Annotated in this window: 15 protein-coding genes; all 15 read left to right on the top strand. The window is 45.1% G+C overall.

All coding sequences use genetic code 11. The annotated features are described in order from the left end of the window. Nucleotides 1–27: 27 nt before the first annotated feature. The 15 genes from tsf (at nucleotide 28) to ADH67_RS05705 (ending at nucleotide 14,684) form a co-directional block, all read left to right on the top strand. Nucleotides 28–915: a translation elongation factor Ts gene (gene tsf / locus ADH67_RS05780; protein WP_066592992.1), complete on the top strand. Its 888-nt coding sequence runs from the start codon at nucleotides 28–30 to the stop codon at nucleotides 913–915. A gap of 16 nt (nucleotides 916–931) precedes the next feature. Beyond that, nucleotides 932–1,657, top strand: a complete 726-nt coding sequence (gene pyrH, locus ADH67_RS05775; protein WP_066592990.1) for a UMP kinase — start codon at nucleotides 932–934, stop codon at nucleotides 1,655–1,657. 339 nt (nucleotides 1,658–1,996) lie between these two features. Next, on the top strand, nucleotides 1,997–2,557 hold the full coding sequence (gene frr / locus ADH67_RS05765) for a ribosome recycling factor (protein ID WP_066592983.1): 561 nt from the start codon (nucleotides 1,997–1,999) through the stop codon (nucleotides 2,555–2,557). A gap of 12 nt (nucleotides 2,558–2,569) precedes the next feature. Next, the gene (gene uppS / locus ADH67_RS05760) at nucleotides 2,570–3,322 is read left to right on the top strand and encodes a polyprenyl diphosphate synthase (protein WP_066592979.1); all 753 of its coding nucleotides are present in this window, start codon (nucleotides 2,570–2,572) and stop codon (nucleotides 3,320–3,322) included. 11 nt (nucleotides 3,323–3,333) lie between these two features. Then, nucleotides 3,334–4,188: a phosphatidate cytidylyltransferase gene (locus ADH67_RS05755; protein ID WP_066592978.1), complete on the top strand. Its 855-nt coding sequence runs from the start codon at nucleotides 3,334–3,336 to the stop codon at nucleotides 4,186–4,188. A 4-nt stretch (nucleotides 4,189–4,192) separates the two neighbouring features. After that, entirely contained in the window at nucleotides 4,193–5,362 is a 1,170-nt protein-coding gene (locus ADH67_RS05750; protein WP_066592974.1) for a 1-deoxy-D-xylulose-5-phosphate reductoisomerase, read from the top strand. A gap of 3 nt (nucleotides 5,363–5,365) precedes the next feature. After that, nucleotides 5,366–6,727, top strand: coding sequence for an RIP metalloprotease RseP (gene rseP, locus ADH67_RS05745; protein ID WP_084081474.1), 1,362 nt, complete (start codon nucleotides 5,366–5,368; stop codon nucleotides 6,725–6,727). Nucleotides 6,728–6,763: 36 nt separating this feature from the next. Then, nucleotides 6,764–9,091: an outer membrane protein assembly factor BamA gene (bamA, locus tag ADH67_RS05740; RefSeq protein WP_084081608.1), complete on the top strand. Its 2,328-nt coding sequence runs from the start codon at nucleotides 6,764–6,766 to the stop codon at nucleotides 9,089–9,091. A 42-nt stretch (nucleotides 9,092–9,133) separates the two neighbouring features. Further along, nucleotides 9,134–9,634 (top strand): OmpH/Skp family outer membrane protein, encoded by a 501-nt coding sequence (locus ADH67_RS05735; protein WP_066592972.1) that lies wholly within the window; start codon nucleotides 9,134–9,136, stop codon nucleotides 9,632–9,634. A gap of 143 nt (nucleotides 9,635–9,777) precedes the next feature. Further along, nucleotides 9,778–10,869 (top strand): UDP-3-O-(3-hydroxymyristoyl)glucosamine N-acyltransferase, encoded by a 1,092-nt coding sequence (gene lpxD, locus ADH67_RS05730; RefSeq protein WP_066592970.1) that lies wholly within the window; start codon nucleotides 9,778–9,780, stop codon nucleotides 10,867–10,869. A gap of 3 nt (nucleotides 10,870–10,872) precedes the next feature. After that, entirely contained in the window at nucleotides 10,873–11,313 is a 441-nt protein-coding gene (gene fabZ, locus ADH67_RS05725) for a 3-hydroxyacyl-ACP dehydratase FabZ (protein WP_066592968.1), read from the top strand. A 17-nt stretch (nucleotides 11,314–11,330) separates the two neighbouring features. Continuing rightward, nucleotides 11,331–12,125: an acyl-ACP--UDP-N-acetylglucosamine O-acyltransferase gene (lpxA, locus tag ADH67_RS05720; protein ID WP_066592966.1), complete on the top strand. Its 795-nt coding sequence runs from the start codon at nucleotides 11,331–11,333 to the stop codon at nucleotides 12,123–12,125. After that, a complete protein-coding gene (lpxB, locus tag ADH67_RS05715; protein WP_066592963.1) occupies nucleotides 12,125–13,279 on the top strand; it encodes a lipid-A-disaccharide synthase in 1,155 nt (384 codons plus the stop codon). Before lpxA ends, lpxB begins: the two co-directional genes overlap by 1 nt. Further along, complete coding sequence (gene rnhB, locus ADH67_RS05710) at nucleotides 13,279–13,902, top strand: ribonuclease HII (protein WP_066592961.1); 624 nt, start codon at nucleotides 13,279–13,281, stop codon at nucleotides 13,900–13,902. The genes lpxB and rnhB overlap by 1 nt, the downstream gene beginning before the upstream one ends. Continuing rightward, nucleotides 13,893–14,684: a TrmH family RNA methyltransferase gene (locus ADH67_RS05705; protein ID WP_066592958.1), complete on the top strand. Its 792-nt coding sequence runs from the start codon at nucleotides 13,893–13,895 to the stop codon at nucleotides 14,682–14,684. The genes rnhB and ADH67_RS05705 overlap by 10 nt, the downstream gene beginning before the upstream one ends. Nucleotides 14,685–14,698: the final 14 nt, after the last annotated feature.

Raw genomic sequence — 14,698 nt, 5'->3', positions numbered from 1 at the left:
AAAACTTTTACTTAAAGGATAAACATAATGGCTGCTATTAGTGCCGCAATGGTTAAAGAACTCCGTGAAAAGACTGATGCCCCGATGATGGAGTGCAAAAAAGCTCTTACAGAGGCTGAAGGCGATATGGCCAGAGCCGAAGAAATTCTTCGCGTTAAGCTTGGCAACAAAGCTACTAAGGCTGCTTCCCGTGTAACAGCTGACGGCGTAGTTGCTATCTATATCGACGAGCCAAAGACTACCGGTGCTATCGTTGAACTGAACTCTGAAACAGACTTCGTTGCCAAGAACGCTGACTTCATCGCTTTCGCAAATGATATCGCTAAGTTGATTGCTGAAGCTAAGCCGGCTGATTTGGCTGCCTTGTCTGAACTCCCGCTCAACGGTTCTACAGTAGAAGCTATTCGTAAAGCTCTTATCGGCAAGATTGGCGAAAACATTTCTATCCGCCGCTTCCAGCTTCTCACAGCTAAGGGCAAACTCCACAACTACATCCACGGCGGTGCCAAGATCGGCGCTATCGTTGATATCGTTGGCGGTGACGACGAAGTTGCTCATGATGTTGCAATGCACATTGCTGCTTCCAAGCCAAAAGCATTAAATGCTGAAGGCGTTGATCCTGAATTGATTGAAAAAGAACGCCGCGTTGCTTCTGAAAAGGCCCGCGAAAACGGCAAGCCTGAAGAAATGATTGCACGTATTGCAGAAGGCTCTGTCAACAAGTTCCTCAAAGAAGTTACACTTATGTCTCAACCGTTCGTTAAGGATGACAAGAAGACTGTCAGCCAGCTTCTTAAGGAACACAAAGCTGAAGTTGCTGCATTCGCTTTGTTCGTTGTTGGCGAAGGTATGGAAAAGCGTTCTAACGACTTCGCTGCTGAAGTTGCTGCTCAGGCCGCCGCTGCACGTGCTTAATTTTTAGGAGACTATGATGGCTGAAAACGAAACACCTAAATATAAGAGAATCCTTCTCAAACTTTCCGGCGAGGCCTTGATGGGCAACGCGGCTTTCGGTATCAATCGTGATACGCTTAGAGCTATTGTCGGAGAGGTGAAGAGCATCGTTGATTTGGGTGTGGAACTAGCCATCGTCGTCGGCGGGGGCAACATCTTCCGTGGGGTTGCTCTCGGCAGTACCGGTATGGATCGCGCTACAGGCGACTACATGGGTATGCTGGCCACTTGTATGAATGCAATGGCTCTTCAAGACTGCCTCAGAAATGAAGGCGTTGAAACACGTGTTCAATGTGCTTTGGACATTGATCAGGTTGCCGAACCGTACATTCGCGGCAAAGCTCTCAGCCACTTGAGAAAGGGTAGGGTGGTGATTTTCGCGGCTGGTACCGGCAACCCGTTCTTTACAACCGATACGGCTGCTGCCTTGCGCAGTATTGAAATCGGTGCTGAAGTTGTTTTGAAAGCTACTCAGGTAGATGGTGTCTTTACGGCTGATCCGAAGAAAGATCCGACGGCTAAGATGTTTAAGAGCCTGACTTTTGATGAAGCTATTCAGAAGAAGTTAAAGATCTTAGACGCAACGGCATTTACTTTATGCCGCGACCAAAAGATGCCGATTAGAGTCTTCAATCTTCACAATCCGGGAGCATTAAAACGCGTTGTTCTCGGAGAAGATGAAGGAACTTTAGTTCACGTCTAAAAAACTTTGAGGCTTTGATTTTTTCAAGGCCTTTTTCAATTTCGGAGTTCTTATTTCAATGCCTTGCAGGCAGGAAAGAAGAGCTCCAAAATTTTTGCCTCTTCCAAAACAGAACTCCTTCTCCGGAAATTTTGATGAAGTGCTTCGAAAAAAGAAAGAACGGTGGACGGAATCTGCTTGTGAACAAAGCTTTTCTGCAAGGTGCCCGTAATCAAATGTTTTAGTGCAATTTTTTCGGAATGGTTATTTCTCTCTCGTGGTAAACTTAAAAAATTAGCTTTCATTTTTTAAAATGCAGATTCCTTCAAGGGAAACAACAAGATTTTTAATGGGTTAACTATGTCCACAAAAGATATTTATTCTCAATCTGAACATCATATGCAGCGTACTATTGTTACGCTCAAAGAAAACTTCATGAAGATTCGCACCGGCCGTGCTCACACAGGTCTTCTTGAACATATCACTGTTGACTATTACGGTTCACCCACACCAATTTCTCAGGTAGCTCAGCTCGGTTTGGCCGATGCCAGAACAATTACCGTTCAGCCGTGGGAAAAGAAAATGGTTGCAGTGGTTGAAAAAGCTATTCGTAACTCCGATCTCGGCTTGAATCCTGCTACTTCCGGTGACATCATTCGCGTTCCGATGCCTCCTCTTACTGAAGAAAGAAGACGCGACCTTACTAAAGTCGTCCGCGGAGAAGGTGAAGAAGCGAAGGTTGCCGTTAGAAATCTTAGAAGAGACGCTAACAACAAGATTGCTGCCTTAGTTAAAGAAAAAGAAATCTCTGAAGATGAACAGAGAAGAGCTGAAACAGAAATTCAAAAGTTAACTGACAAATACATCACTGAAGTTGATAAGTTAGTTGCTGAAAAAGAAAAAGAAATTATGACTGTTTAATTTCTTTCGATTATGGATATAAAAGAATTATCCGCTCAGCCACGTGAAGCGATCCCGCGTCACGTGGCTGTTGTCATGGATGGCAACGGAAGATGGGCAAAAAAACGTTTTCTTCCTCGCGTAGCAGGTCATAAAAAAGGAGTGGATTCCGTCCGAGCCGTTATTCAAGCGGCCGCTGAATCAGGTGTCCGGCATCTTTCTTTGTTTGCTTTTTCTAGTGAGAACTGGAATCGGCCAGCAGATGAGGTCTCTGCTCTCATGAACTTGTTTCTGACGTCTTTGGCAAAAGAAACCTCTGCTCTGCACAAGGCTAATGTCCGTATTCGTATGGTCGGCGACCTCTCTCGTTTTCCGGATGAGCTGCAGAAAAAAATTGCGGAATCGCATAAGCTGACAGAAAACAATACTGGTTTGACGCTCAATATTTGTGTCAATTACGGCGGCAGATGGGAAATCATTGAAGCTTGCAAAGCAATGATGAAGAAAGGAGTTGCTTCTGAAGATGTCACTGAAGAACTTTTTGCAAGAAATCTTCAAATCGGAGACTCAGGAGACGTAGACCTTTTTATCCGAACCAGCTCTGAAAGCCGCATTAGTAATTTTCTCTTGTGGGAGCTTGCCTATAGTGAGCTCTACTTTACCTCCGTTTTATGGCCGGATTTTGGTAAAAGAGAATTTAAAGAAGCATTATTGTGGTACGCATCAAGAGAAAGGCGCTTTGGTAAGACCTCAGAGCAAATCTCGGAGAAAAATGCCAATAAATAGGAGATAATAACATGCTTAGGCAAAGAATAATTACGGCTGTTATTTTATTTATCGTCATCATCGCGGCCCTGTGGATGGGCCTATGGGCTTTTACGGCAGTTGCGGCTATCGCCATGGGAGCCTGTCTCTGGGAGTGGCTGCGTTTGGCAAAATGGAATAACGCTCTGTGCCTTCTGATCGGTTTCGCAGCCGCTGTATTTTTCTACTGGCTCGAAATGTTCCAGCCGATTGATGTGAATGTGCTTCAGTCGGGAAACGGTCTGCTTATTATTTCTTCTGTCGGTACTGTCATTTGGACGGTTATAACCTGTGTAGTTTTCTTTAAGAGAATGTCTGGCTGGAACGTTCCGAATCCTTTGGCATGGCTTTCGGCTTTAATTTTTGTTCCTTGCGCTTGGTTCTCGCTAATGTTCTTATACCGCGAGTACGGTGCCGTCTATATGATTTCCGTTTTGGCTATCGTCTGGGTTGCTGACATTACAGCATACTTTGGCGGACGCGCCTTACAGGGCCCTAAGATGGCTACCGGAATTAGTCCCAAGAAAACATGGTCTGGAGCTCTCACCGCAGTTATTTGTGTTCTTGTTCTGAGCTACGTTTTGTATGCGGTTGCTCCGCAAGCCCCGTTCTGGACAAACACTATTATTTCTAAGCTGACTGTGTTTGCTTCCGCTGCCATTTTGTTCATTACCGTTCTTTTCTCTATTGCCGGAGACCTCTTTGAAAGCGCAGTAAAACGTACTGCCGGAGTAAAAGACTCGAGCAATTTGCTTCCCGGACACGGAGGTGTTTACGACAGATTGGATGCCCAGTTTGCCGTACTTCCTTTAGCCGTCTTTATTTTGCTTTTTATCCAAGGTTTGTAATTAGATGAAAAAAGTCTCAATTCTTGGAGCAACCGGTTCCATAGGCACCAGCACCATTGATGTTTTAAATAGGTATCCCGAAAAGTTTGCTGTTAGAGCAGTTACAGCTTATTCCAATGTCCAGAAATTAGCCGATGCGGCTAAAAAAACAAATGCAGAAGTTGCTGTCATCGGTGACGCTAAATTATTTGGGGAACTTCAGGAAGCCCTTAATGCTCGTCAATTAAAGACCATAGCTAAAGCCGGAGAAAAAGCTATCGTAGAAGAGGCTGCCGATCCCGATGCAGAAATTGTTGTCGGTGCAATTGTCGGGGCAGCAGGTATTGCCTCAACCTTTGCTTCTGCAAAGGCAGGGAAACGTCTTCTTTTAGCCAATAAAGAAAGCGTAGTGTGCGGAGGCCGGCTATTGATGGACACCATCAAAGCGCACGGAGCTCAACTGCTTCCCGTTGACAGCGAACATAATGCGGTTTTTCAATGTTTGGAAAGCGCCTCTGAAAAAATGCGCCAAAGCCACCGTATTATTTTGACTGCTTCAGGAGGCCCCTTCCGCAAACGCATGGATCTTTCTACGGTGACGGTCGAAGAGGCAACCCATCATCCAAATTGGTCTATGGGCAAAAAGATTACCGTCGACAGTGCTACATTGATGAACAAGGGTTTAGAGGTTATTGAAGCAAGGTGGCTTTTCGATACTCCTGAAGATCGGATAGATGTCGTGGTTCATCCCCAAAGTATTATTCATTCCATGGTTCAGTACGAGGATGGGGTGGTTTTGGCCCAGTTGGGAGCGCCGGATATGCGCAATACGATTGCATATTGCCTCGGCTATCCGGAACGCTTAAATGCTGGCGTAAAACCTTTGGATTTTTCCTCCATTCATGGGCTGACCTTTGAGAAACCTGATACCAAGAGATTCCCGCAATTAGCGTATGCCTATGAAGCGCTTAGACGAGGAGGCTGCAGCTGCATCATGCTCAATGCCGTAAATGAGATTGCCGTTGAGAATTTCTTGAAAGGGAAGATACGGTTTATAGACATTCCTAAAATCTGTGAAGTCATGATGCTGAGTGCTTCTGAACATGCTCCGAAGTCATTAGAGGATGTTTTGGAGGCTGACAAAGAGGCAAGAATTCTGACTCAAGAATACATCAGTGGTTATACAGGAGAGTAGAAGTTGAATTTGTTGACAACGCTTCTTGCGTTTGCCGTTACTTTAGGAATTTTAGTTGTCATTCATGAGTTTGGGCATTATTGGGTCGCTCGAAAGTGCGGCGTAAAAGTCCTTAATTTCTCCATAGGTTTTGGAAAACCTCTTTTTGTTTGGAAGAATCCCAAAGACCCAGATCAAGTCGAGTGGAGAGTATCTGCCATTCCTCTCGGCGGATACGTCCGCATGCTTGATGAGAGAGATGAGTCGTGCCTGCCTATCAAGTCTGAAGACGCTAAAAGAACTTTCAACTCAAAAAATGTATGGCAAAAATTTGCCATTGTTGCCGCCGGGCCTGCATCTAACTTGCTTTTAGCTATTCTCCTTTACTCGATCATTTTCTTTGCCGGTACTACCGATCTTCTTCCGATTGTTAAGGCACCTTTGCCGGGAACTCCGGCTGCTTATGCAGCTATTGAGGACGGTGACAAAATTCTCGCTGTTGACGGAAAACCTGTCAGTACTTTCAGTGATATGCGTTTGGAAATGCTTAAGCATGCCGGACAGGTAATTGATCTTGAGGTCGAATCGTCCGATGGAAACGTCCGGGGAAAAAGAATTGACCTTGCAGGATTGAAGCTCGAAGAAGATGAACCGGGTAAAGATTCTTTTGCTGATTTAGGTGTTGAGTTAAAAGTTGGAGATCCTTACATTCGAGATTTCGTTTCCGGATCAGTTGCTGAAAAAGCCGGTTTAAAGAAGGGGGACACCGTTCTTGCCATTGATGGAAAAAAGATCACCGATATCAAACAGCTGGTAAACCTCATTAGAGAGTATCCGAATAGAGAAGCTACATTTACTGTTTTGTCTGCGGACGGGAAGAAACAAGATGTAACTTTCACTCCCTTGGCCGTTGAAGATGAAAACGGGAAACAAATCGGCAGGATCGGAGCGGTTTTCGGAGTGGATCTGCCCAAGACTACCGTTTCGTACGGCCTTTTTAGAAGCGTTTGGGAAGGAGCTAAGAAAACTTGGGATACGGCGGTATTTTCCGTTGAAATGATTTGGAAAATGCTGACCGGTGAAGTATCCGTAAAAAATATTTCCGGCCCGGTTACCATTGCGGATTACGCCGGACAGACAGCCCGCCTAGGGTTGGAGCCGTTTATTTCGTTTTTGGCGCTTGTCTCTATTAGCTTAGGAATATTAAATCTGCTACCTATTCCTATGTTAGACGGCGGCCATCTCCTGTATTATTCCGTTGAAATAGTGACGGGGCGCCCGGTCTCTGAAAGAGTACAAATGGCGGCCCAGAAGGTTGGAATCGCGGTGTTATGCGGTTTAATGTTTTTAGCTTTATTCAACGACTTAAATCGTTTAATGCCTTGATTTACAAACTAAAAATTTAATAATTCTTTTAACATGATGAGAATACCTCAAAAAACAGTCTGCGCTTGTCTGGTCTCTCTGGCGATGTCTTCGCCTTTTGCTCAAGGACATGTGATTAAAGACATAAGACTAGAAGGAATTTCACGTACAGAAGCAGGTACCGTGTTTTCTCACTTGCCGATTAGAGTAGGCGATACCTACACACCGGAATTAGGTGCTGAGGCTTTGCGTTCTCTCTATGCTTCCGGGATGTTCCGCGACATCGAGCTGGATATGGACGGCAATGTGTTAGTTGTTCGTATTCAGGAACGTCCTACTGTTGCGGGTATTGCTACAACCGGCATTTCGGAATTCGATAAAAAAGGCGTTGAAAAATCGTTGAGAGACGTCGGACTTGCTGAAGGCATGATTTTTGACCGCTCCACTCTAGAGAGAGCCACTCAGGAATTGAGAAGACAATATTTGGCCCGCGGTCGTTATGCAGTTGAAATCAAGACTACCGTCACTCCGTTAGAAAGAAACAGGGTTCGTGTCAATATTGACGTTGATGAAGGAAACGTTTCGAAGATTCAGCAAATCCGCTTTGTCGGCAACACTGTTTACGACGAAGGCGATTTGAGTGATGAAATGCAGTTAGGCACGCCTAACTGGTTCTCTTGGTATACCAAACGAGATCAGTTCTCCAGAGAAAAATTGCAGGCTGACTTAGACGCAATTCGTGCTTTGTACAACAACAACGGGTACCTAGATTTCAGAATTGACTCCACTCAAGTTTCCGTCAGTCCAGATAAATCCAGCATTTACGTCACCATTAATGTATCTGAAGGAAAGAAATACAAAATCAAAGACGTGCGCTTAACTGGCGATATGCTCGGGTTGGAACCGGAATTTGAATCTTTAATTGATATCAAGCCGGGAAGTGTTTACAACGCTTCTGAAGTTAATGAACTGAGCAAAAAGTTCATCGACAAGCTTTCTACGTTAGGTTATGCCTTTGCGCGTGCTACTCCGGAGCCGTTGACAGAGGGTGCTAACAGCGATGAGGTTTCCTTGGTTTATACCATCGATCCGGGTCGTCGCGTATATGTTCGTAAAGTCAATATTACCGGCAACACCAGAACCCGCGATGAAGTTATTCGCCGTGAAGTCAGACAGTATGAATCCAGCTGGTTTGACAGCGATAAGGTTGCAGTTTCAAGAGACAGAATCGACAGACTAGGTTTCTTCGAAACCGTTACAGCCGAGCCTCATCCTGTAACCGGATCTCCGGACGAAGTTGATTTGGAAGTGAAAGTTAAAGAAAGACCGACTGGTAATATTTCTTTAGGTGCCGGTTACTCTACTTCAGAAGGTATTATTTTGAGCGGAGGTTTTGCTCAAAATAATATTTTCGGTACTGGTAATTCTTTATCCGTTGAAGTCAATACGTCCAAGAGTACCCGCACTTACGCTGCGACTTTTACTCAGCCGTACATTACTACTTCCGGCATCAGCCAGTCTTTCGAAATTTACGACAGACGTATGGACCTGGATGAACTGGAAATTACTGACGACGTTAAGTACGAGACTTACGGTGCTGGTGTTACATACGGTATTCCAATTACGGAAAATGACCAAATTTTCTTAGGCGGCAAAGTTGAAATGACCGATGTTAAGGTCGGAAGCAGAGCTCCTCAAAGATATTGGGAATATGTGCGTGATTATGGAGACAAACCAAAATCTGTTGCTGCTACATTAGGATGGTCAAGAGATAGTCGAGACAATGTGTTGGCTCCGACCAGAGGCCGTTACCAGAGATTGTTCGGTGAAGTCTCACTGCCGGTTTTAGACCTGAAGTACTACCGTGCGACCTATCAATTCCAGCAATTCGTTCCAGTTACTAAGTCCATTACTTTTGCCTTTAATACTGAAATCGGCTATGGAGATGGATATGCCGGCAAACCATATCCGTTCTTCAAGAACTTCTACGGCGGAGGGATCGGTTCTGTCAGAGGCTTTGAATCCTCATCTCTCGGACCTAGAGATTCTGACGGTGATGCTTCCGGTGGTAATAGAAAGTTCAACTTCTCGCTCGAACTCTTGACGCCGATACCGGGTGCTGATAGAACTTTGAGAATGTTTACCTTCTTGGACGGCGGATGGGTTTGGGGCCGTAAAGCCGAGTATATTGGCTCCGGTGCTAATCGTACTGTCAGATACAAGAAGGATAAGCTAGACTTCGGTGATTTAAGATACTCCGTAGGTTTTGGTCTAGCTTGGATTTCACCGATGGGTCCGCTTAAGTTGAGTTTCGCAATACCTCTTAACAAGAAAGATAACGACGAACTTGAAAGATTCCAGTTCCAAATCGGAACAGGCTTCTAATATTTATGGCACAATTCAATAATTGTGTTGGAGATAATATTCATGCAAAAAAAATTGTTAACACTCGCATTGGTTTCTTCACTTTTTGCAGTTGGCGCAACAGCCGTCCAAGCTGCTGAAATGAAGATTGGTGTTGTAAATACAGAAGTTATTCTTCGTGACTCTCCTGCTGCCCAAGCAGCCAGCAAGAAGTTAGAGCAAGAATTCTCTAAACGCGACAAAGACATTAATGCAGCCGGTCAGAGACTTAAGAGCGATATCGAAAGATTCGAAAAGAACGCTTCCACAATGACCGAGCAGGAAAGAATCCGTAAGCAGAGAGACCTCGGCGAACGTGACAGAGACTTCCAGAGACGTCAAAGAGAGCTCAGAGAAGACTTTAATCAGAGACGCAACGAAGAACTCCAGAAGCTTTTGCGTCAAGCTAATACAGTCATTAAGAACATCGCTCAGCGTGAAAAATATGACTTAATTCTTCAAGAAGCTATCTACGTTAATCCGAAGATTGATATAACGGACGAAGTTCTTAAAGAACTCAAGTAATTCTCACCAATTGGCAGACTCTTGTCTGCCAATTGTGTATAAAGCCGGGGGCTTCCCTCGGCTTATGTCTTTCAGTAACGGATGTTTCAACTTTGCACGACATTAAGTTGAATGCAAAAGATTCTTTTTAGAGGTTCTAAATCATGATTCATAAAACAGGGCCAATTACTCTGATTGACTTAGTCGATCGTATTAAAGAGTTAAGCAACGATACGTTGCTTAGTACCATCTCTGCTAATGGCCAGAATGAAAAAATCAATATGATTGCTCCTTTGGAGACCGCAGGCCACGGAGACGTTGCTTTCTTGGCTTCTCCGAAGTACAGAGAAGAGGCAAAGAACTGCAAAGCTACGGCTCTTGTTCTGACTGAAGAAGACAAGCACGCTATTTGGGGCGATAAAGACCCGGAAAGAATCACCGTTATTACAAAAAATCCTTACGCTTGGTTTGCCTACGCTCTCCAAGTCATGCTTCCTGAAGTCAAGCCTGAACCGGGAATCAGCCCAAAAGCTACTATTGAAGACGGCGCTGTCGTTGATCCGACGGCTACCGTTGAGCCGGGTGTAGTTATCAAAGCCGGTGCAAAGATTGGTGCAAAAGCTTGGATCGGCGCAAATTCCGTCATTTCCGAAGGCGTTGAAATTGGTGAAGGAACACATCTTTATCCGAACGTCAACATCTACTACGGATGCAAGATTGGACGCAGAAACGTTATCCATTCCGGGGCAGTTATCGGGGCTGACGGATTTGGATTTGCTCCGTTGGATAAGATGTATGTAAAGATTCCGCAGGTTGGCACAGTTGTGACAGGAGACGATGTTGAAATCGGCGCTAACACTTGTATTGACCGCGGTGCTTTGAACAATACTACTATCGGAAACGGTACCAAGATTGATGACTTGGTTATGATTGGCCACAACTGTAAAGTCGGCAATAACGTTGTTCTTTCCGGAAGAGTAGGGATGGCAGGAAGCACTACGATTGGCGATAACTGTCAAGCCGGAGGCGGCGCCGGATTTGCAGGTCATTTGTCCGTTCCTGCAGGCACAATTATCGGAGGCGGTGCCGGAGTTCCAGGTACAATTGACGCCCCGGGATACTACGCAGGATACATGCCTGCTTTGCCCCATAAAGAATTCTTTAACATTCTTTCTGTTATCAAACGTTTGCCGGAAATGAGAAGATCCCTCAAGCGAGTTGAAGCAAAGTTAGATTCATTAAATAAAACTGAGTAAGCAATGCAAGATATCAATGACATTATGAGGCTTCTGCCTCACCGTTATCCGTTCCTTCTGGTTGACAGAGTTTTAGAAACAAACGGTGTAGACAAGTTAATTGCAATTAAGAACGTTACTGTCAACGAACCCCAGTTTACCGGCCACTTCCCGGGCGTGCCTGTAATGCCTGGTGTCTTAATCATTGAAGCGATGGCTCAAGCCTGCGCAATGCTGGCTTTTGCACGCATGGGCGGCGAAAGAGATCCGAACAAGCTCTTCTATTTCGCAGCTATCGATAACGCCAGATTCAAACGTGTCGTCATCCCCGGCGATCAGCTCCGTTTTGAATGCACTTTCCTTAGAGAGAAAGCGGGTATGATCAAAATGCACTGCGATGCTACAGTTGACGGCGTTTTAGCAGCTTGTGCTGACATGATGTGCTCTTATAAGGCCTCAAGATAATTTTTTGGAAAATCTCTATGGCGCAAATTCATCCGACTTCTATTGTTGATCCGCGTGCAGAACTTGCAGATTCTGTCTATGTGGGTCCGTTTTGTACTATCGGTCCGGAAGTCAAAATCGGCGATGGCTGCTGGTTTCAGAGTCATATTGTCGTAACCGGCAAGACCACTATCGGCTCTAATAATAAGTTCTATGCATTTGCTGCTGTAGGTATTGAGCCCCAGGATAAAAAATACAAAGGCGAAGACACCCGCTTGGTAATTGGAGACAACAACGTTATCCGTGAACACTGCACACTTTCCGTTGGTACTGTCCAGGACAAAGGTCTGACGGAAGTCGGCAGCAACAATCTGCTGATGGCAAACGTGCACATTGCCCACGACTGCAGAGTCGGAAACAACACGATTATTGCTAACAACGTCGGTTTAGCCGGCCACGTAGTGGTATGTGACGATGCCATCATAGGCGGCCAGTCGGGTATTCATCAGTTCGTGCGCATTGGCCGCGGAGCGATGCTCAGCGGCGGCAGCATGATGAGACAAGATGTTTTGCCTTTCTGTAATTATCAAGGCTATCCTGGAGCTCCGTTCGGCGTCAATATTGAAGGCATGAAACGCCATGGCTACTCTCGTGACGCTATCCATACTGCAAGAGAGGTCTATAAATTGATCTTCAGAAGCAATTTGAACGTTTCAGAGGCATCTGAAGCTATTAAGACTTTATGCGCTGAAATAACAGACCCGCAGTCGGTCATGGTTGCTGACACAATGAGAGAATTTATGGAAACTTCTCCCAGAGGTTTGGCAAGGTAATGGAGAAACTTCCTGCACCCAACATTATTTGGTCAGCCGGGGAAAATAGCGGAGATTTCCTGGCATCCGAAGTACTGCCGTCCGTGATGCAGGAATTTCCTGAAATTGAAATGGACGGCATCGGCGGAGACCGGATGATTCAGTCCGGTCTTACTCCTTGGTTTCACGCAAAAGACCTTTCAGTTAGAGGTTATATCGAAGTCATCAAGCATCTGCCGAGAATCTTAAAGATTCGTTCTCAGATGTTGAAGCGTGTGAGCAAAATGCCTCCTAACGCCTTTATTGGAGTAGATGCACCTGACTTTAATTTAGCTATTGAAGAAAGAGCTAAATCAAAGGGAGTTCCTGTAATTCATATGGTTGCGCCTGCAGTATGGGCATGGCGTCCTAATCGTATTCACCAAATCAAACGAGCTGTTGATCATCTTTTACTGATCTTCCCTTTTGAAAAAGAGATTTTTGATAAGGCAGACATTCCCAGTACTTATATCGGCCACCCTCTGGCACGTCTGATTCCGTTAGAGCCTAAGACGGAAGAAGCAAGAAGAGAGCTGGGGCTTCCTGTTCAGGGCCCTGTAGTGGCAGTTCTTCCCGGGAGCCGAAAGGATGAAATCAAATGGTGCGGTCCTCAATTTTTTGGCGCCTGCGATGTGATCCTGAAATCAGATCCGTCGGTTAAATTTATTGTTCCGGCCGCTGATGAGGCAAGAAAGGCGGAAATTTCCAAAATTTTGGATACTTTCCCGAAAGTCAAAGAGGCAACGGTATTGACCTTAGGAAATTCTCATAAGGCAATGGAATCGTCTGACGCCATTCTAGTGGCAAGCGGTACGGCAACGCTGGAAGCAGCTCTCTACAAAAAGCCTTTAGTTGTCGGTTATGCCATGCCTGCTCTTTCGGCTATGCTTATTCTTTCAAAGGGCCAGACGAAGTGGATCAGCCTCCCAAATATTCTTGCGCAAAAGACTTTGGTTCCCGAGTGCGTGCAGATGTTCTGCAATCCTGATATCTTGGCATCTCATATCTTGCATGCACTTGAGCCGTCAAGAGCTGAAATGCTTCGTGATGTTTTTACTGAAATGCATCATTCTCTGCTTCGGGATACACCTAAACTTGCTTCCGAAGCTATTGCAAATGTTTTGCACAAAAGCTAATGGGCTATCTTTTTGATTCTTTTGAGGAAGACTTACTCTGCGGAGTAGACGAAGCGGGAAGAGGACCTTTGGCCGGTCCTGTGGTAGCGGCTGCCGTTATCTTTAAAAAAGACCATCCTATAGAACATGTTCGAGACTCTAAAAAGCTGAACGAACATCAAAGAAATGAGCTCGAAGTCAAAATTAAAAAAGAAGCTCTATGCTGGGCAATCGGGACTGCTTCCATGAAAGAAATCGACTCTCTCAACATTCTGCAAGCTACTTTCTTAGCAATGAAAAGGGCTGTTGAAGGACTGAATCCGCAGCCGGATCTTGTTCTTGTTGACGGAAACCGGCTTCCCCACTGGAATTACCGAAGCGAACCGATTATCGGCGGGGATGACATTATTCCTGAGATTTCTGCAGCCTCAATTTTGGCTAAGACTTATCGTGATCGGTTAATGCTTGAGTACGCCGAGAAATATCCTCAATATGGTTTTGAGCATCATATGGGTTACGGAACAAAAGAACATTTAGAGGCTTTGGAAAAGTTCGGCGCCTGTGAGATTCATCGAAGGACGTTCCGTCCGGTAACCAATGTACTAACCCGCTCAAATGGCAAAGGAGTGGCAGAATGCAGTTAATCACATCTGAAAATAATGAATTAGTGAAACAACTCAAAAGACTGAATCAGTCAAATCGTTTTTGTAAGAAGGAAGGTTTGACGATTGCCGAGGGGGTCCATTTGGCCAAAGAACTAATTCATCGTCAAGATCTTATCAAGGCAGTAGTCATCAAAGAAGGGGCGGGGGAGAAGAACGAAATTTCAGAGATTTTGTCTCAATTGCATGCTTCCTCTATAAAGCACTATGAGTTTAGTCAGAGCGTTTTTAATAAAGTCTGTCCTGTAGAAGAGAGCGCAGGGATTCTTTGTCTGATTCGAATTCCTTCTGAGCCGGAGATACCTCAGGATTCCGATTGGGTATTTCTTGATGACGTGCAGGATCCGGGCAATGTTGGAACAATTGCCAGAAGTTCTCTTGCCTCCGATGTTTCTAATTTGGCAGTAAGTAAAAACAGTGCCTATCCATGGTCGCCAAAAGTGCTGAGAGCCGGGATGGGTGCTCATTTTCGAATGAGGATTTTTACCTCTCTATTCCTAGAAGATATCAAAGAACAGACGAAGAATGTTTGCTTAGTAGCAGATGCACGAGGCGGACAGTCTTTGTTTAACAGCTTATGGGGTGAGAACGGTCAGAGAACCATTTGGGTATTTGGAAATGAAGGCCAAGGCGTCAGTGAGGACACCCTAAAGCTCTCTGACAAACGTCTGATTATTCCTTTGAATCCGGCAGTGGAGTCTCTTAACGTTGCGATGGCTGCAACAGTGTGTCTTTTTGAACAAAAGAGACGACGTGAGGCTTAATTTTCCTAGACAAA

The organism is Turicimonas muris (assembly GCF_002221595.1).
Classification (GTDB): Bacteria; Pseudomonadota; Gammaproteobacteria; order Burkholderiales; family Burkholderiaceae_F; genus Turicimonas; species Turicimonas muris.
Note: the sequence above shows the minus strand (reverse complement) of the source record. Positions and strands in the feature narration are given on the sequence as shown.

Excerpts from the sequence above, each read along its gene's own strand:
- lpxA (WP_066592966.1), top strand. The coding sequence starts at position 11,331 with ATGGCGCAAATTCATCCGACTTCTATTGTTGATCCGCGTGCAGAACTT.
- lpxB (WP_066592963.1), top strand. The coding sequence starts at position 12,125 with ATGGAGAAACTTCCTGCACCCAACATTATTTGGTCAGCCGGGGAAAAT.
- fabZ (WP_066592968.1), top strand. The coding sequence starts at position 10,873 with ATGCAAGATATCAATGACATTATGAGGCTTCTGCCTCACCGTTATCCG.
- ADH67_RS05735 (WP_066592972.1), top strand. The coding sequence starts at position 9,134 with ATGCAAAAAAAATTGTTAACACTCGCATTGGTTTCTTCACTTTTTGCA.
- lpxD (WP_066592970.1), top strand. The coding sequence starts at position 9,778 with ATGATTCATAAAACAGGGCCAATTACTCTGATTGACTTAGTCGATCGT.
- ADH67_RS05755 (WP_066592978.1), top strand. The coding sequence starts at position 3,334 with ATGCTTAGGCAAAGAATAATTACGGCTGTTATTTTATTTATCGTCATC.
- uppS (WP_066592979.1), top strand. The coding sequence starts at position 2,570 with ATGGATATAAAAGAATTATCCGCTCAGCCACGTGAAGCGATCCCGCGT.
- rnhB (WP_066592961.1), top strand. The coding sequence starts at position 13,279 with ATGGGCTATCTTTTTGATTCTTTTGAGGAAGACTTACTCTGCGGAGTA.
- tsf (WP_066592992.1), top strand. The coding sequence starts at position 28 with ATGGCTGCTATTAGTGCCGCAATGGTTAAAGAACTCCGTGAAAAGACT.
- bamA (WP_084081608.1), top strand. The coding sequence starts at position 6,764 with ATGAGAATACCTCAAAAAACAGTCTGCGCTTGTCTGGTCTCTCTGGCG.
- ADH67_RS05750 (WP_066592974.1), top strand. The coding sequence starts at position 4,193 with ATGAAAAAAGTCTCAATTCTTGGAGCAACCGGTTCCATAGGCACCAGC.
- ADH67_RS05705 (WP_066592958.1), top strand. The coding sequence starts at position 13,893 with ATGCAGTTAATCACATCTGAAAATAATGAATTAGTGAAACAACTCAAA.
- frr (WP_066592983.1), top strand. The coding sequence starts at position 1,997 with ATGTCCACAAAAGATATTTATTCTCAATCTGAACATCATATGCAGCGT.
- pyrH (WP_066592990.1), top strand. The coding sequence starts at position 932 with ATGGCTGAAAACGAAACACCTAAATATAAGAGAATCCTTCTCAAACTT.